The sequence below is a fragment of the Leucobacter holotrichiae genome (assembly GCF_055791005.1).
Map to the genome: position 1 here is coordinate 191526 of NZ_JBVUAC010000004.1, position 16819 is coordinate 208344.

The 16819-nt window shown below is 70.2% G+C and carries 16 protein-coding genes; 9 read left to right on the forward strand and 7 right to left on the reverse strand.

Annotated features, from left to right (window positions below; genetic code table 11):
• Positions 1–85: 85 nt before the first annotated feature.
• Genes pcaH through pcaC form a run of 5 tightly spaced genes read left to right on the forward strand, consistent with a single transcriptional unit; the run spans position 86 to position 4109 of the window.
• Entirely contained in the window at positions 86–925 is an 840-nt protein-coding gene (pcaH, locus tag AC0KXF_RS07455; protein ID WP_473108566.1) for a protocatechuate 3,4-dioxygenase subunit beta, read from the forward strand.
• A complete protein-coding gene (pcaG, locus tag AC0KXF_RS07460; protein WP_473108567.1) occupies positions 925–1530 on the forward strand; it encodes a protocatechuate 3,4-dioxygenase subunit alpha in 606 nt (201 codons plus the stop codon). Before pcaH ends, pcaG begins: the two co-directional genes overlap by 1 nt.
• The gene (locus tag AC0KXF_RS07465; protein ID WP_473108568.1) at positions 1520–2932 is read left to right on the forward strand and encodes a lyase family protein; all 1413 of its coding nucleotides are present in this window, start codon (positions 1520–1522) and stop codon (positions 2930–2932) included. The genes pcaG and AC0KXF_RS07465 overlap by 11 nt, the downstream gene beginning before the upstream one ends.
• Positions 2929–3705, forward strand: coding sequence for an alpha/beta fold hydrolase (locus AC0KXF_RS07470; RefSeq protein WP_473108569.1), 777 nt, complete (start codon positions 2929–2931; stop codon positions 3703–3705). The genes AC0KXF_RS07465 and AC0KXF_RS07470 overlap by 4 nt, the downstream gene beginning before the upstream one ends.
• Positions 3702–4109 carry a 4-carboxymuconolactone decarboxylase gene (gene pcaC / locus AC0KXF_RS07475; RefSeq protein WP_473108570.1) on the forward strand — a complete coding sequence of 136 codons (408 nt, stop codon included), beginning with the start codon at positions 3702–3704 and terminating at the stop codon, positions 4107–4109. The genes AC0KXF_RS07470 and pcaC overlap by 4 nt, the downstream gene beginning before the upstream one ends.
• A 114-nt stretch (positions 4110–4223) precedes the next feature.
• On the opposite strand, the gene AC0KXF_RS07480 is transcribed toward pcaC, so the two are convergent.
• The 3 genes from AC0KXF_RS07480 to mdlC all read right to left on the reverse strand — a co-directional run bounded on the left by AC0KXF_RS07480 (position 4224) and on the right by mdlC (position 7564).
• Positions 4224–5159 carry a hypothetical protein gene (locus tag AC0KXF_RS07480; protein WP_473108571.1) on the reverse strand — a complete coding sequence of 312 codons (936 nt, stop codon included), beginning with the start codon at positions 5157–5159 and terminating at the stop codon, positions 4224–4226.
• A complete protein-coding gene (locus AC0KXF_RS07485) occupies positions 5156–5833 on the reverse strand; it encodes a helix-turn-helix domain-containing protein (RefSeq protein WP_473108572.1) in 678 nt (225 codons plus the stop codon). Before AC0KXF_RS07485 ends, AC0KXF_RS07480 begins: the two co-directional genes overlap by 4 nt.
• A 135-nt stretch (positions 5834–5968) precedes the next feature.
• Entirely contained in the window at positions 5969–7564 is a 1596-nt protein-coding gene (mdlC, locus tag AC0KXF_RS07490) for a benzoylformate decarboxylase (protein WP_473108573.1), read from the reverse strand.
• A 177-nt stretch (positions 7565–7741) separates the two neighbouring features.
• Between mdlC and AC0KXF_RS07495 the strand changes: the two genes are divergently transcribed.
• From AC0KXF_RS07495 to AC0KXF_RS07505, 3 genes are all read left to right on the forward strand, one after another.
• Positions 7742–8401 carry an aldehyde dehydrogenase family protein gene (locus AC0KXF_RS07495; RefSeq protein ID WP_473108574.1) on the forward strand — a complete coding sequence of 220 codons (660 nt, stop codon included), beginning with the start codon at positions 7742–7744 and terminating at the stop codon, positions 8399–8401.
• Positions 8314–8997 (forward strand): aldehyde dehydrogenase family protein, encoded by a 684-nt coding sequence (locus AC0KXF_RS07500; RefSeq protein WP_473108575.1) that lies wholly within the window; start codon positions 8314–8316, stop codon positions 8995–8997. The genes AC0KXF_RS07495 and AC0KXF_RS07500 overlap by 88 nt, the downstream gene beginning before the upstream one ends.
• A gap of 94 nt (positions 8998–9091) precedes the next feature.
• On the forward strand, positions 9092–10255 hold the full coding sequence (locus AC0KXF_RS07505) for an FUSC family protein (RefSeq protein ID WP_473108633.1): 1164 nt from the start codon (positions 9092–9094) through the stop codon (positions 10253–10255).
• 4 nt (positions 10256–10259) lie between these two features.
• Here AC0KXF_RS07505 and AC0KXF_RS07510 read toward each other — a convergent pair whose 3' ends face one another.
• The 4 genes from AC0KXF_RS07510 to AC0KXF_RS07525 all read right to left on the reverse strand — a co-directional run bounded on the left by AC0KXF_RS07510 (position 10260) and on the right by AC0KXF_RS07525 (position 15680).
• On the reverse strand, positions 10260–11522 hold the full coding sequence (locus AC0KXF_RS07510) for an MFS transporter (protein ID WP_473108634.1): 1263 nt from the start codon (positions 11520–11522) through the stop codon (positions 10260–10262).
• A 57-nt stretch (positions 11523–11579) separates the two neighbouring features.
• Positions 11580–12689 (reverse strand): DUF917 domain-containing protein, encoded by a 1110-nt coding sequence (locus AC0KXF_RS07515; protein WP_473108576.1) that lies wholly within the window; start codon positions 12687–12689, stop codon positions 11580–11582.
• Positions 12686–14236 (reverse strand): hydantoinase/oxoprolinase N-terminal domain-containing protein, encoded by a 1551-nt coding sequence (locus tag AC0KXF_RS07520; protein ID WP_473108577.1) that lies wholly within the window; start codon positions 14234–14236, stop codon positions 12686–12688. Before AC0KXF_RS07520 ends, AC0KXF_RS07515 begins: the two co-directional genes overlap by 4 nt.
• 64 nt (positions 14237–14300) lie before the next feature.
• Entirely contained in the window at positions 14301–15680 is a 1380-nt protein-coding gene (locus tag AC0KXF_RS07525) for a purine-cytosine permease family protein (protein ID WP_473108578.1), read from the reverse strand.
• 170 nt (positions 15681–15850) lie between these two features.
• On the opposite strand from AC0KXF_RS07525, the gene AC0KXF_RS07530 reads away from it, so the two are divergent.
• Positions 15851–16678: a DUF1684 domain-containing protein gene (locus AC0KXF_RS07530; RefSeq protein ID WP_473108579.1), complete on the forward strand. Its 828-nt coding sequence runs from the start codon at positions 15851–15853 to the stop codon at positions 16676–16678.
• Positions 16679–16819: the final 141 nt, after the last annotated feature.

A 16819-nucleotide genomic window follows, 5' to 3' on the forward strand; every position in this document is an offset into this window, starting at 1 on the left:
GACTCTCACTCAGTGGGAGTCCCGTCCGGGAATGTCGGCGGTGCCTGTCACCCTGGGGTGACCCCGTTCCTCGAAGGAGAGCACGATGACAGAAGCGCAGAGCGCATCCGCGGCCCCCGAGTCGCTACTGGCGGCTCCGGATCAGGCGTCGCAGGCGCAGATCGACCGTGAGACCGCCGAGCTGCACGCCGAGTACGACCGCCGGGAGGCGGCCGGCGAGCGGTTTCCCCGGACCATCCTCGACTTCCCGCCCTACCGGTCGAGTGTGCTCCGGGCTCCGACCAAGGATCCGAAGCACACCGACCCCGAGGCGATCGAGCTGTGGTCCCCCGCGTTCGGCCAGCGCGACGTGAGGGCGATCGAGGCGGACCTCACGCTCAACGGCGGGCCGGGGGAGCCCCAGGGCGAGCGCATCACAGTCGAGGGGCGCCTGCTCGACTCATGGGGGCGCCCCGTGCGCGACCAGCTGATCGAGGTGTGGCAGGCGAACGCGGGTGGCCGCTATATCCACAAGCGGGATCAGCACCCGGCGCCCATCGACCCCAACTTCACCGGTGCAGGCCGCATGATCACGGGTCCGAACGGCGAGTACAAGTTCACCACCATCAAGCCGGGCCCATACCCCTGGCGCAACCACCTGAACGCCTGGCGCCCGGCGCACATCCACTTCTCGGTGTTCGGCCGCTCGTTCACGCAGCGCATCGTCACGCAGATGTACTTCCCCGGAGATCCGCTCTTCGCGCTCGACCCCATTTACAACACCATCCGCAACCAGAAAGACCGCGACCGGCTCGTCGGTGTTTACGATCACGACCTCACGGTGCCCGAGTTCTCGATGGGCTACCGCTTCGACATCGTGGTCGACGGTCCCGACCAGACCTGGTTCGAGAACTCCACCTGGTTCGACGAGGAGGACGAACACTGATGAACACTGCGACGGCGGGCGGATCCGCGCCCACGGCACCGCGCTCCGGGGTTCCGACGAGAACCCACGCACCCACACCGGGCCAGACGGTGGGACCCTTCTTCGCCTTCGGCACCGACTTCGAGAAGAAGCACGAGATCGTCTTCCCGCACTCTCCCGGTGCGATCGTGCTGAGCGGGCGTGTGCTCGACGGCGCGGGCAACGCCGTGCCCGACTCGATCGTCGAGATCTGGCAGGCCGATTCGGACGGCAGCGTGCCGAGGGCCAGGGGCACGCTCTCGCGCGACGGCCACACCTTCACCGGTTTCGGCCGGGCGTTCACCGACGATGACGGCCACTTCGAATTCTGGACTCGCGAGCCGGGCTCGGTGAACGGTGAGGCCCCCTTCTTCGCCGTGATCGTCTACGCCCGCGGCCTGCCCGACAAGCTGCACACGCGCCTGTACCTGCCGGACGACGAGCGGGCGCTCGCGCAGGATCCGCTGCTCTCCTCGCTCGGCGAGGAGGACCGCGCTACGCTCATTCTTGAGCGGACGCCCGACGGATGGTTGCAGAAGGACATCCGGCTGCAGGGCGAGAAGGAGACGGTCTTCCTTGCATTCTGACGCGCACGACGGCGACACCGCGGTCGATGCCGGGCTGCTCTCGCCGATCACCGTCGACCACGATCGGCTCGTGTCGGACGCCGCGTTCGCCGCGTGCCTCGTCACGGCCGAGGCTGCGCTTGCGCGCGCTTGGGCCGAGGTCGGGATCGCTCCGGTCGCGGCCGCCGATGCGATCGCGGAAGCGCTGCTGCCCGCGGAAGCCGCCAATCCGCAGGACCGCGACGAGGGCGCGGAGGGGTTGAGCGCGGTCGTCGATGTCGCCGCGCTGACCCGGGAGGCCGTGGCCGGCGGCAACCCCGTGATCCCGCTGGTGGGGATGCTGCGCGGTCTCGTGCCCGAGCACGCTCGGGTCTGGGTGCACCGTGGGGCGACGAGTCAGGACATCATGGACACGGCGCTCATGCTGATGTCCGTGGACGCAGGCGTGCAGGTGCTGACGGACCTCGCCGAGATCGTCGATACGCTCTCGGCCTTCGCCCGGGAGCACCGCGACGAGACCGCGGCGGCCCGCACGTTGACCCAGCACGCCGTTCCCACCACCGTGGGCCTGCGCGCGGCGAACTGGGCCAGGGGGGTGGAACGTGCGGCGATACGGCTCGACGAGATCCTCGTCGAGCTGCCGGCTCAGCTCGGGGGAGCCGGCGGAACGCTCGCGTCGTTCGCGCAGCTCGGCGGGGAACGCGCGGCCCAGGCTCTGCCCGGTGTCTTCGCCGAGCTGCTGGGGCTCGCGACGCCCGATGCCCCCTGGCACACGCAGCGCTGGCCGATCACAGAGCTCGGTGACGCGCTCGTGCAGGCTATCGACGCGCTCGGCAAACTCGCCGCCGACGTCGCGACACTCAGCCGCACCGAGATCGGAGAGCTCGCAGAGGGAACGGGGGGCGGATCCTCGGCCATGCCCCAGAAGCGCAACCCCACCGGCTCCGTGCTGATCCGCTCCGCCGCGATCCGCGCCCCCCAGCTCGGGGCGACCCTGCACGCCGCAGCCGCGCTCGCCGCCGACGAGCGGCCGGACGGCGCCTGGCACGCCGAATGGCAGACGCTCCGGGAGCTGCTGCGCCTCGCGCTCGGCGCCGCGGCCCACGCGGGGACCCTCGTGCGGGGGCTGCGAGTCGACCGAGAAGCCGTGCGGCGCAACCTCGGAATCACCCGTGGTCTGATCCTCGCCGAACGGTTGAACCTCGAACTGGCCCCCCTCATCGGAGCCGACCGCGTGAAGCGGATCGTCGCCGAGGCGGGTTCGGGCGGGAGTCTCGAGGCTCTGATCCGCGCCGAACCCGGGCTCGGCGACATCGACGTCGCGGCACTGCTCGACCCCGCCGACTACACCGGTCTCGCTGCGCAGCTCGTCGACGAGCTCGCAGACGACGACCCCGAACCCGCCGCCGAGGAGACCCCATGACGCAGCCCCCGATCCGGCTCACCGAACCCGTCGGCCCCGACGGAGCGCCCCTCGTGGTGCTCGGGCACTCGCTCGGCACCGGCACTCTCATCTGGGAGGAGGTCGTGCCCGCGCTCGCGGCGGAGTACCGCGTCACGATGCTCACGCTACCCGGCCACGAGGGCAGCCCGGTCGCCGAGCAGCCGTTCACGCTCGCCGAGCTGGCCGACACCGTCGCCGCAGCGGCGGGCGAACTCGGCGACGGCCGCTTCTTCTACGCCGGCGTCTCGATCGGCGGCGCGCTCGGCCTCGAACTCGCGCTGCGCCACCCCGAGCGGATGCGCGGTGCAGCCATCATCGCGTCCGGCGCCGAACTCGGCTCGGCCGAGCACTGGCGCGCCCGAGCCGCCCTGGTGCGGGAGCAGTCGCCCGCCTCGCTCGTCTCCGCCTCTTCGAAGGCGTGGTTCGCAGAGGAGGCGTTCACGCAGCAGCCCGTGATGGTCGGTCGCATCCTGAGGGTGCTGCAGGAGACGCCGGCCGAGGGCTACGCCCGCTGCGCGGAGGCGCTCGCGAGCTACGATCTGCGCGACCGGTTGGGTCGCATCGAGGTGCCGCTGCTCGCCCTCTGGGGTGAGGCCGACACGGTCGGCACCGAGGAGCGGCAGGACGAGATCGTGACCCGGGCTCAGCGCGCGCGCAAACAGATGATCCCGGGGGCGGCCCACCAGCCGCCCGCCGAGAAGCCGGAGGCCACGGCGGCGGCGCTGCTCGAGTTCTTCGGGAGCCTCCGATGAGCCGCTCGCTCGGCCCGGATGCGTCGGACGAGACGCGCTATACGGAGGGGATGACGGTTCGCCGGGAGGTGCTGGGCGACGCCCACGTCGACCGCGCGATCGCGCGGACCACCGAGTTCACCGCCGACTTCCAGGACTACATCACCCGCACCGCGTGGGGTGACGTCTGGTCGCGGCCTGGGCTCGGGCGACGCGAGCGTTCGGTGGCCGTGCTGACGGCGATGATGGCGCTCGGGCACCACGAGGAGTTCGAGATGCACGTGCGCGCCGCCCGCACCAACGGACTCACGGTCGACGAGATCAAAGAGGTGATCCTGCAGGCCGGGGTCTACTGCGGCGTGCCGGTCGCGAACACGGCGATGAGGCTCGCGCAGGGCGTGCTCGAAGAGCTGAGGGACCTGTAGGGAGCCGCGACGGAGCGACCTCGTCGGGGGAGCGGCCCCGGTGGGCCCAGGAGTCGCGGAGCAGCACCAGAGGGGCCCTGGGGTGCTCGTGCGCGACGGCGAGGCCGCCGACTCCTATCGGGAGGCCCGGTCCCTGAGCCCGGCCGTCGCGGCGGCGAAGGCCTCCAGCCAGGCGTCGAGGGCGGGCTCGAGATCGTGAGAGACGGTACTGAGCCCGCTGAGCAGTTCTGGCCTGAGCGGGGCTGGTGAAGCGGGACTGAACTGCTCGATGAGGAAAGATATCGCTGTATCGATGAGGTCGGCGACTGCGGGATGCTCGGTTCGAGCTCTCGAAAGCGTATCTGCGACCTCGTCGGGCTGGGAGCTCAGCATGAGCAGGCCTACATCCACCGAGTCCTTGGGGCGGAGGCGATGAGGGCGACGCTCGAAGTCGGCGAGGCGATCCATCAGCTTGTGCGCCTTGGCGGTCAGCAGCGCCGCGTGGCCGGCCACGTGAACCGAGGCGCGAAGCGGATTCGGGTCGATGGGTAACGTGTCGAGGATCATCTCACTGCGATCGAAGAGCGCGAGTTCGATGCCGGAGGCTCTCGTCGCCGCATTGCGCTGACCCGTGATGCTCGCTGACCTGCGTCCTCTGCCGGCGAAGATCTCGGGAACCAGGAGGTCGATGGTGGTGCGGGTCAGCTGCGGAATGTGCGCTTCGCCTGCATACCCGTAGATGCCGGGTCGGTCGGGATGCGCTCGTTCGAGGCCGGCGCTCTGCATGAGATCGATGATCCTCGGGTCAGGGCCGACGAACGCGGGATCAATCGCCAGGTCTGCATCGGCCGTCGACTCGAATATGTACCCCTCGAACAGTCCCTCAGCGCGGGCGTACACCGCGTGCGAGCCGATGACGGTGAGTGACTCGTGGAACGGCTGCAACTCGGCGACGGTCTCGATGAGTAGGCGCCTCGAGCGGGCGGTGGGGTCGAGGTGCGGTATCGGCGAACTGAGTGACGAGACGCGGTTGAACGAGCCGGGAGGAGGATTGGAGGCGGTCTCATTCATGCTGCTTCCTTCAGCCCGGAACCGGCGCGCATCTCGAGAAGCGCGAGCGCGACATCCGCCTGTCGGCCAGGGCTCGCGATGGCGTCCATGATCGCCCACTCCTCGGATACGTAGCGCACGCCGTTCACGATTTCTGTCAGCTCCAGGATGTCACCGGTCATCGGCAGAACGATGGTTCCTCGATTGCCGCCTCCGGGGGCAGCCCAGGGAAGCTCTCGGACCGGATCGAGGTAGAGGATCGGACGGAAGGAGGGCTCTTGAGAGCAGGCTTCGAGCCCGGAAATCGCACAGGGACTGCCCGTCGACACACTCCACTCCCAGACCTCGGCGAGGGTCGCGTCGACCGTGCGCACACCCGGTCGCTGCAGCACCGGTGCCGTCTGCGCTGCGACGCGCAGCCGGTCGAAGACCTGCTTCTCGGGGATCTCCCCCCGCTGGAGCGCCCTGGCCGTCTCCAGCATGAGGCGATCGTCGGGCTCGTCGTGCAGCTCGCTCGACAGGGTGAAGCCGATGGAATTGAGGATCGAGGACATCGTGTCGAAGGAGGGGGAGACCCGACCCTTCTCGATGCGCGAGATGGTGGATCTGGGAACGCCGGCGACGCGCGCGAGCTCAGCGACGTTCAACCGCCGGAGCATACGCGCGCGCTTGAGGAGTTCGGCCGCAGTGTTCACGCATCTATTCTCGGCGACTGGTTGCATATTTGCAACGCGTAGCAAATATGCGTCTGAGAATAGCGTCGGAAGTGTGAACCTCGCGGACCCCGGCACGGGCAGCAGGCTTAGTGACCCCGGGCCCCGCTGACAGATCTACCCATTCACGATGCGAGCCTCGATGAGCACCGGCCCCTCGGCTCGGAGCGCATGGCGGTAGGCCCGCTCGAACTCCTCGCGAGAGTCGGCGAGGCACGCCGGCACCCCGTAACCCTCCGCGATCTTCACGAAGTCGATGCCGCCGAGATCGAGGCCGGGCACGTCGGGCACCCCCATGCGCTGGGCGAAGCCCGCGAGCGCGCCGTACCCCGAGTTGTTCACGATCACGAAGATCGTGCGGGTGCCGCGCTGCGCCGCGGTGTAGAGCGCGGTGATGCCGTAGTTGGCGGATCCGTCGCCGACCGTCGCGACCACGGTCGCGTCCGGCTGCCCCAGGGCGAAGCCCACGGCGGCCGGGAGGCCGAAGCCGAGCCCGCCCGATGCCGGGAAGTGATATCGATTCGGCTGCGAGATGTCGATGCGCTCCAGGTAGTCAAGGTCGAGGGTGGTGGTCTCGTTCACGTAGACGACGTCGTCGCGCACGTTCGCGTTGAGCACCTCGAGGATCTCGGTGCCGGTCATCCCCTGCTCAGAGGTGCGGGCGGGCGGCAGGGTGCGAGCCGGGCGGCGCGTGCCTCGATCCCGCACCCGATCGGCCAGCACTCGAACAGCCGATCCGGCGTCGCCGACCACCGCGCGCCCGAAGGGAGCGCGCGCCGCTTCCGAGGGATCCTGCGTGATCTGCCACAGCTCCGTGCCTTCGGGGAGGTAGCTGCCGGGCTCCCAGCGGTGGTAGCGGAAGACAGGGGCGCCGGCGACGAGCACCGCATCGTGCCCGGAGAGCCGCTCGTGCACCGAGCGGATGCCGGGGACCAGCACACCGGCAAAGTTCGGGTGCGTGGTCGGGAACACGCCGCGGGTCGGTGAGGGAGCGACGTAGACGGACGCGTCGGTGTGCTCCGCTAGCCGGATCAGCGCCGACCAGACCCGCGGATCAATCGCGGCCGCGGCATCGATCTGAGGGCCGACCACCAGCGCGGGTCGCTCTGCGGCGTCGAGTACCGAGGCGAGCTCGTCGGCGAGCACATCGGGCAGCTCGCCGACGTGCTGCACGGAGCGCTGCAGCAGGAGGGCGTCGTCGGGGTGCGCCGGTTGCGCCCAGTCGTCGAGCGGCACCGAGATGTAGACCGGCCCTCGGGGCTCGGACGTCGCCTCGAAGATGGCCTGCGAGAGTGCGCGGGGCACGTCGGATGCCGCGAGGGGCTCGTGGGAGAACTTGGTGAGCGGGCGGGTGAGCGCTCCTGCGTCGATGTTGGCGAGCATCGACTCCTGCCCCACGGTCTCGCGCACCTGCTGGCCGGCCAGGATCACGAGCGGCACGTTACCGTAGCGGGCGTTCGTGAGCGCGCCCATGGCGTTGCCGCTGCCCGACGCGGCATGCAGGTTGACGAGCACGGGTTCGCCCGTGGCGCGCGAGTACCCCTCGGCCATGCCCACGACCACCTGTTCGTGCAGGCCGAGCACGAAGTCGAAGTCGTCACCCAGCCCGGCGAGGAAGGGGAGCTCGTTCGAACCGGGGTTGCCGAAGACCACCGTCAGGCCGCGGCTGCGCAGAAGTTGCGCGGTGGACTGGAGGACGTCGGGCTGCTTCATGGTGGTACCGCCTTCGAGGATGACAGGTGCGCGGCCGAAGCCTTTGCACGCTTCTTTCGGTCAAGCACCTTTGCGGTGCTCTTCACAGCTCGCGGCCCGTGGAGTAGGGTCGCGGCACATCGAACACCGCCAGCACAGGCGCGAGCGTCGCGCCGCGAATCACGATGGGAGCCAATGATGGCAACGTCAGCACAGCAGCCCGTATGGCATGAGCGCCTCTACTCCGACGACTGGAGCGCAGGATCCGGGGGTGTGACCGAGGTGCCGGCGCCCGGCTCGGGCGCCGCGCTCGGGTCGATCGCCCTGGCGACCCCGGCTGACCTCGACGGGGCGGTGGTCTCCGCGACCGCGGCGCAGCGCGAGTGGGCGCGGAGGCCCTACTCGGAGCGGGCGGCGGTCATGCTGCGAGCCGCGCAGCTGCTCGGGGAGCACCCGGAACGCTTGACCGATCTGCTGGTGCCCGAGAGCGGGTCGGGGCAGGGCAAGGCGGGATTCGAGGCCGGCCTCGTGGTGAGCGAGCTGCAGGAGGCGGCGGCGCTCGCGTCGCACCCCTACGGCGAGATGCTGCGCAGCGTGAAGAACCGCACCTCGCTGGCACGCCGAGTGCCGCTCGGCGTGGTCGGCGTGATCTCTCCCTTCAACTTCCCCGCGATCCTCGCCATGCGCTCGGTCGCGCCGGCACTGGCGCTCGGCAACGCGGTGATCCTGAAACCCGATCCCCGCACCTCGAGCTCGGCGGCAACAACGCGATGCTGGTCCTGCCCGACGCCGACGTGGAAGCCGCGGCCTCCGTGGGCGCCTGGGGATCGTTCCTGCACCAGGGCCAGATCTGCATGACGACAGGCAGGCACCTCGTGCACCGCTCGATGGCAGAGGAGTACATCGCGGTGCTGGCCGAGAAGGCGCGCAGCATCCCGGTCGGCGACCCGCGCGACGGCCTGCCGCTCGGTCCGATCATCGACGAGGGGCAGCGCGACCGCGTGCACTCCTGGGTGAGCAGCGCGGTCGAGCACGGCGCGGCGGTCGTCACGGGCGGCGAGTACGACGGGCTCTACTACCGCCCGACGGTGCTCGAGGGCGTCGCCCCCGACAATCCGGCGTGGACGGGGGAGATCTTCGGGCCGGTGGCGCCCGTGCACGTGTACGACGACGTCGACGAGGCGATCGACATCATCAACGCCTCGGAGTACGGCCTCTCGGTCTCGATCATCACCTCCGACGCGTACGGCGCCTACCTGCTGGCCGACCGCATCGAGTCGGGAGCCGTGCACATCAACGACGCGACCGTCGACGACGAGGCGGTGGCCCCGTTCGGCGGGATCAAGGCCTCGGGGGCGGGCGGTCGCTTCGGTGGTCCGCAGGCGAATCTCGACACCTTCACGAGCACGCAGTGGGTCACGATGCAGCACGAGCCGGAGCGCTACCCGTTCTGAGGCGCCTCGGAAGCGGCCGCTGCTCCCGCGCGTGTGCTCCGCACTCCGACTGCTGCTAGGTTTGCGCCCGTGGGAAGGGGGCGCGGTGCAGGCGATGGATCGAGCGGGGCGTGAGGATCCTGCCGGGCGTGCGGCAGGCGAGGATCGCGGCCAGGATAGAACCGGCGGCAACCGCGCCGCAGCCATCGCCGGATCCGCGGTGCGCAGTCTCGTCGCTCTGCCCCCGAGTCCGGCACCCCGCTTCTGGATCGCAGTGCGCGCTGCGCTCTCGATCGGCCTGCCCTTCGGGCTGCTCACACTGCTCGGTCACGAGGACATCGGTCTGCAGACGGCGGCCGGAGCGTTCGTAGCCCTGTTCTTCGCGGGCGCCGGCGCGGCTGAGCGTGCGAAGGCGCTGCCCCTCGTGGGCGCCGGACTGCTCGCCTGCGCCGGGCTCGGCGCAGCGTTCTCGCCCTGGCCGTGGCTGCTGGCCGTGGGACTCGTGGGTGTGGCGGTGGGAGCGAGTGCGCTCTCGTTCGCCTTCCGGGTGGGCCCGCCCGGCCCGGTCTTCTTCGTGCTGAGCTACGGGCTCTCTGCGAACGTGACCGGCGTGGTCGACGGCGAGAGGATCACCGACCCCTGGGTGTTCCTCGCCGCCGTGACGGCCGGTTCGCTCTGCTCGTACCTGCTCGCGCTCACACCGCTGCTGCGCCGAGCGGAGCGGGTGCGGCCGGCGCGACGGCTCCGCGAGCTGCTGCCCGGCCCGTGGGTGGGTGTCGGTGAGCGCGAGCTGATCCTGCGCATCGCGATCGTGGCCGTGCTCGGGGCGCTGGCGAGCATGCTGCTGCTCGATCCGTACCGGGCCTACTGGACGGTCACGGCCGGTGTCGCCGTAGTGGGCCTCACGCCGTCCCGCGGGATCGCGCTCACGCGCGGCCTGCACCGCACCGTCGGCACCCTGCTGGGAGCGGTGCTCGCGGTCGCTCTCGCGCCGCTCAGCACGATCCCCCTGGCGCTTGTGGTGCTGCTGATGCTGCTGCAGTTCGCTATCGAGTTCGTCGTGGTGCGCAACTACGCGCTCGCGCTGATCTTCATCACCCCGCTCGTGCTGCTCATCACCGCCGCTGCGACCGGAACCGTGGACGTCGTGGGAGCCGCCTGGGAGCGCGTGCTCGATACCGCGGTGGGGTCGGCGCTCGCGATCCTCACAGGGATACTGCACCGCCCCGCGTCAGCGCAGCCCGATCGCTCTGCAGCGTCGCCGACCGTGTCGCAGTAAGACCTCAGCCGCGACGCGGGCCGTCGAGCACGAAGCGCTCGCGGCCGACGAGAAAGCCCAGCACGAGCTGCACGACCATGATCCCGATCACGAGGGCGAGTGGGAGACCCCATCCGCCGCTGACCTCGTGAGCGAGACCGAACGCCGCCGGGCCGGCTGCGGCGATGAGATAGCCGACCGCTTGCGCCATGCCGGACAGCGCGGTCGCCGCGATCTGATTCCGGGCCCGCACCGCCATGAACAGCAGGGACACGCTGAGCGAGGCGCCGGATCCGAGCCCGCCGATGACGATCCACGGCAGCTCGGATCCCGGGATCAGCACGACGCACGCGAAGGAGCCGCTGATCGCGAGGGGCAGGAACATGGCGAGCCAGCGTTTCATGGGTCCGCGATAGAGGAACGGCAGCAGCAGGGATCCGCCGATCGACACGAACTGGTAGAGCATCACGTCGATGCCGGCGGCGACGGCCGAGCGCCCGCCGGAGATCTCGATGGGGGCGAGCCAGGTGGCGATCATGTAGAAGGTCATCGACTGCAGGCCCATGTAGAGGGCGACGGTCCAGGCTACGGGATCCCGCCAGATGCGGCGCGCGGCTCCATGCCCCGGGGGAGGTGGGGTGGGGATAGGCGCGGTCGATGTCGTCGCCGCTGCCGCCGCTGCCACCGAGTCGGCGCGGCGCGCGCGGGAGGCGAGGATCCAGACCGCGAGCGCGGGCGGGATCAGGGCTCCCGTGCAGAGGAGCGCGATCCGCCACCCCTCCCCGCCGTCCCCGGGGAACGCCTGCGCGATGGGCACCACCACCCCCGCGGAGACCGCGCCCAGCCCGCCGAGCAGCGCGGTGTAGACGCCCATGACGAGCGGGATCCGCGATCCGAAATCCCGTCGGATCACCGCGGGCAGCAGCACGTTGCCCACCGCGAGGGCCGCACCGATGAGCGCGGTGCCGAGCCAGAGGCTCAACGGGGTGCCGGGCAGGGAGCGCCAGACCGTGCCGATCCCGAGCGCGACGAGCGACCAGCCCACCGCGCGTTCGACCCCCAGTCGCAGGCTGAGGGTGTGCGCCAGGGGCGAGACGAGGCCCCAGGCGATGAGCGGCACCGATGCGAGGCCGCCGAGCGCGGCGGGGGTGACTCCCTCGTGGGCGGCGATCTCCTCGAGCAGCGGCCCGACCCCGGTGATCGTCATGCGCATGTTCACGGCGACGAGGCAGACCGCGATGAACATCAGTGTCCAGGGGCGGCGCGACCGGGGAAGGGCGGTCGGCATGCTCACTATCCGAACCTTATCGCAGACCGCTCCGCCCGGCGGCCGAAGCTCGGGCGTCTACGCCGATTCGACCGGCACGTAGTCCACGTCGTAACCGAAGTAGCGAGGCCCCACCAGGGCGAGGCCCTGCTCGGTGCGCCAGCGGGGGTCGCAGGGGAGGCCGATCACGGTGACCCGGAACCCGTAGCGGAGCGCCTCGGTGGTGATGGGCTCACCGGTGTCGGCGTCGAGCACGCAGATGAGATCGGGCACCGTCGCGATGAGGCGGCCGTCGCGGACGGCCACCAGGTTCTCGTTCTGGAACTCCAGCTGCAAGCGCGAGCCCTCGTCGTCGCCGAAGCCCTCGATCGTCGAGCTGCCCCGCACGAAACCGCCCGAAGTGCTGCGCTGCGTGTCGGTCACCTTGCCGCGCAGCAGCACGCGCCCGCTGAAGCGCTCCGTCACGGTCACCGCGGGGTCCCCGTGCGCGGCGCGGGTCTCGCGGATGAGGCGGCCGATGTCGCGTGCCAGGGTGACGGTGCGCGGCACCTGCGCCGTCTTGGTCTGGGCGCCGGAGTGCGGGTAGAGCGCGATCGGCGCCCCGCAGCCCATCTCGACCGTCGACACCCGCGCAAGGCGTTCGGCCCACACGTTGTCCGCGGCCTCGAGCAGCACGACGTTGCCCTTGTCGTCGGCGAGCGCCATCGGGGAGGCCGAGATGCCCTCGAGCGAGAACGACACCATCTGCAGTTCGGGGAAGGCCCGTCCCATGCCGTCGGCGTCGATGAGGGGCAGGCCCGTCTGCGCCGCGACCTGGATGGGCGTCATCGAGTTCAGGCCGCCGGCCTCGAAGAACGCGATGTGGGTCACGGGGCGCCCGATCCGACGCGAGATCGCCTCGACCGCCCGCGGCAGTTCATCGCCCGCCGGCGGCCGCTCCACGATCACCGTGGGAGCGCCCATGATCGCGACGGGCAGTACGAGGGCGTCGTCGGGAACATCGGTCGGCTCGACGAGTGGCACGGGACCGTGCTGCTCGATGGCGTGCTTCGCGAGCAGGGAGCCCAGGAACGGATCCCCGCCTCCGCCCGCGCCGAGGATGGCCGCCCCGCGCGCGATGTCGTCGATGTCTTCGAGGCGGATCGCGCTCAACCGCTCGTTCCCCCGCGTCGTCTGCGCCCCGCTCATCGGACTCCTCCCAGCGCCAGTTCTCCCACGGCCTTCACGCGCACGCGCGTGACTCCGCCGGGCAGGTAGGAGATCGGGATCTCGTCGATGTCCACGACCTCGACCGTTCGCGGGTCGGCGCCCGCGGCGACCGCCTGCTCGATCGCCTCGGCCTTCGCCTCCTCGAGGGCGTGCTCCCGCGACTCGCGCTCGAGCACGAACATGCGATCGACCTCGCCGCCGACCTGTGCGATGGCCGCGCCGATCGCGTTCGCGACCGAGGCGTGCTCGCCCGGGCGCACGATCGTGTCGAAGCCCGGGATGTCGCCGGACAGGAGCACGCTGCCGCCGCCGACGAGCACCACCGGAGTGTCGGCGGCCGAGGTGCGCATCGTGTCGGCGAGGGCGCCGATCCGTTCGGCGATCGACCGCATCGCGGTTTGCACCAGCGCGGGATCGAGGTGGCGCACCGCCGAGCGGTCTCCGATGTCGGCCGCACCGGCGGCGACGGCGACGTCGGTGGCCGTGAGGGTCTCACCCCCGAACACGAGCGCCTCAGAGGGGAGGCGGTAGCCGACGCTCTCCGGTCCCACCTGTGCACTCGTTCCATCGAGTGTCACGAGGCTGCCGCCACCGATCCCGACGGAGACCACGTCGGGCATGCGGAAGTTGGTGCGCACTCCCGCGATGTCCACCGCGGTCGTGGCCTGTCTGGGGAACCCCGCCACGACGGCTCCCACATCCGCGGTGGTGCCTCCGATGTCGACGACGACGCAGTCGTCGAGCCCCGAGAGCAGCGCAGCGCCCCGCATGGAGTTCGTCGGCCCCGCCGCAAAGGTGGCCACGGGATAGCGGCGCACGTATTCCCGGTCCATCAGGGTGCCGTCGTTCTGCGAGAGATACAGCGGTGCGTCGATGCCGAGAAAGCGCAGCGCCTCGCCGATCGCGTCGACCGTGCGGTCGGCGACAGGGAGCAGTGCGGCGTTGATGATGGTGGCGTTCTCGCGCTCGACGAGGCCGATGCGCCCGATCTCGTGCGACAGCGAGACCTGCAGGTCGGGTAGCTCCGCGCGCAGGATCTCGGCCGCCCGCTGCTCGAGATCGGCATTCACCGGCGAGAAGATCGAGGTGACGGCCGCGGACTCGATGCCGTCGCGCCCGAGCTGCTCGGCGACCCGCTTCAGCTCATCGGGATCCAGCGGTGAGATCTCGCGACCGTCGTACTCGTAGCCGCCATGACACAGGAAGCGGTACCCGCCGAGCGCCGCGGAGAGTCTCTGCGGCCAGCCCGTCATCGGCGGCACGCCGGCGCTCGCGGGCAGACCGAGCCGCACGGCCGCGGTGCGGGCGAGACCGCGACCCTGCACGACCGCGTTCGTGAAGTGCGTCGTGCCGACGGAGACGGCCTCGATCCGCTCCGACGCTTCGGAGAGCACCGAGCGCAGCGCGGCCGTGATCCCCTCCGTCACGTCTCCGGTGGTCGGCTGCTTGGCCGACGCGACGAGCCGGCGCCCGTCCATCAGCACCGAATCGGTATTGGTGCCGCCTACGTCGATTCCGATGTGCATGGATCTAGTGTCCCATTCAGTTCAAGTCGGCGTCCGTCGCCCGCATCAGGATCGGGCCGATGCGTCAGACCTCAGCCTTGCGCGGTGCGCGCGGCTTGCCCGCGAGCCCCAGCTTGCCGAGCACGAGGTAGACCGCGAACGCGATCACCAGGGAGTTGATGCTCGGCACGCCGAAAGTGACGAACTTCCCCACCAGGTACCCGATGGCCCAGGCGATGAGGCCCGCCGGAACCCAGTTCACGACCGCGTCGGGCAGCGCCCCGCGCTCGCGCGACTCGTCGAGTTCGGGCCGCCAGGTCTTGAGCACGTAGTAGTCGGCCACGATGATCGCCGCGATCGGCGGGAAGAGGATCCCGAGCTCCGTGAGGAAGCCCTGGAACTGGTTGGCGAAGCCGAAAGCCGAGAGGATCGAGCCCAGCGCACCGAGCACCACCGCGACGGTCGCGCGGTTCACGCGGCGGCGGAAGAAGACCTCGACGGCGTTCGCGATACCCAGTGAGGACGGGTAGAGATTCCAGTCGTTCACCTTCAGAATCGAGGCGACGAGCACGATGACGCCCAGCAGGCCCGAGGACGACTGGATGATCGCGACCACCTGGCCGGCGCTGTCCTCGGTGGCGACCTTCACCGCGTGCGCGAGCAGCACGCCGATCACACCGACGACGTACTCCCCGAGGGTCACGCCGATCACGGTCTGCAGCACGACGTCACGGCGATTGCGGTTGAAGCGCGCCATGTCGGGGGTGAAGATCGCGCCGACGATGAAGCCGCCGGCGACGATCGTGGTGCCCACGGCCAGAGAGATCGGCGCGCCGGGCGGCGGCGAGCTGACGAGCGCCGAAAGGGAGTGCTTCGACACCTCGACGGCGAAGGCCCACACGGTGACGATCAGGAACGCCGGTACGGTGATGTAGGCGACCCACTTCATGAAGTTGAAGCCTCGGGCGGTGATGATCGTGACGAGCGCGCCACCCACGAGGCACCAGGCCCAGAGCGGCACCTGAGGGACGATCGAGAACAGGCCCTGCGCGAACACCTCGTTCTGCACTGCGAACCAGCCCGTGAGGCTCACCGCCATCGCGACGCCCACGAGGGCCGACCCCTTGGCTCCGAACCCGGTCCACCGAGCGAGCACCGAGGTCGAGAGTCCCTCGCGCATGCCGGCGATGCCCAGGAAGATGGTGACCACCTCGAGCAGCACCGAGCCGATGGTGATCGCGAGGATCGCGCTCCAGAAGTCCATGCCCATGCCGATCATCGCGGCCAGGAAGAAGTTGCCGAGGGCCGAGAGCTGCCCGAACCGCTGCACGGCGACCGTGACCCACGAGTAGCGGGCGGATCGGGGCACCCTCGTGAGCGAGTAGTCGTCGCGGCCGAGGGCGGACGTGGAGTCGCCGCTCCGCGCATCCGCTCCGCCGGAGGAGTTCACCGGATCTGTGCTCATCGATTCTCCTGTTCGCCATCGCCGGCTCGTGCATCGCGCTGCGGTTCTGCGTGTCGCCCGAGGAACGGCCGACGGTCGATTCTGACATGCTCCGAGCCCGGTGAGAAGCAGGTTGCCGAATGTGACGGGGACGGCTTGCGGTTCGCGTGGTGGGCGTAGCATGGGGAACCATGACGGATACGGAGCGCGCTGAGGATCGGGACGCCTGGATCGAGTGGGTCGAGGGCCGCGAGCGGGCGGTTGCCGGACCGATCGGCAACCTCGCCCTCGTTGCGTTCCAGCCGATCGGAGAGGCACCCGCCGATCTGCAGGGGTTCCCGGCGCAGGTCTGGCGCGAGCCTGGCGAGGCCGGCGCGCGGGTGCGGCCGACCGGGCAGGGGCTTGAGCTCGCCACTGAACCCGACGGCTGGGAGCCCGTGAGCGAGGAGACCTTCGTCGCGCGGCTCGGCGCCGAGGGGCTGCCGTTGCTGCGGGCGGGCGGGCGAACCGCAGATGTCTTCAGCCTCGATGGTAGCGACTACGAGATCCGCCTCTATGACGAGGCCTCGCCCAAGCTCGCCGCGTTCTCCGGTATCTCCGTCTACGATTACGATCCGGCATGGCGCGTGAGCGCCCGGCTCGAGGCGTACGATGCGAACTCCCAGGTGCCGTGGGAGTTTACGCGTTCCACCGATACGGGGCATACGAAGACCGTGCCCGGGGTGATCGTCGCCGAGATCGCGGGCCGGGTCTACGAGCTCACGGCATTCGCCGACGGCGGCCAACTCGTGCTGGTGTTCGCCGACGAGACGAGCGGCCGCGAGTCGTACGCGCCCGGCCGCTTCCTGCGATTCGATCCTCCAGCGAACGACAGCGGCGAGCTGGTGCTCGACTTCAACCGCGCCTTCATCCCGCCCTGCGGGTTCAGCGACTTCTACAGCTGCCCCATCCCTCCGGCGCAGAACCGGATCTTCGCGCCCGTGCGTGCGGGTGAGCAGCGGGTGCTCTGGCGCGACTGACGGGCGCCGCCCGCTCCCCGCTCGCGGGGCAGCATGGGGCCCGGGGTTCCCCCGGGTCGTTCTTCGGGGTACGCTTGTTTCGTCTAACGAACGAGAGTTCGCAGAGCGAAATAATGAGAGCCGGGACGCCGGCTTCTCGCG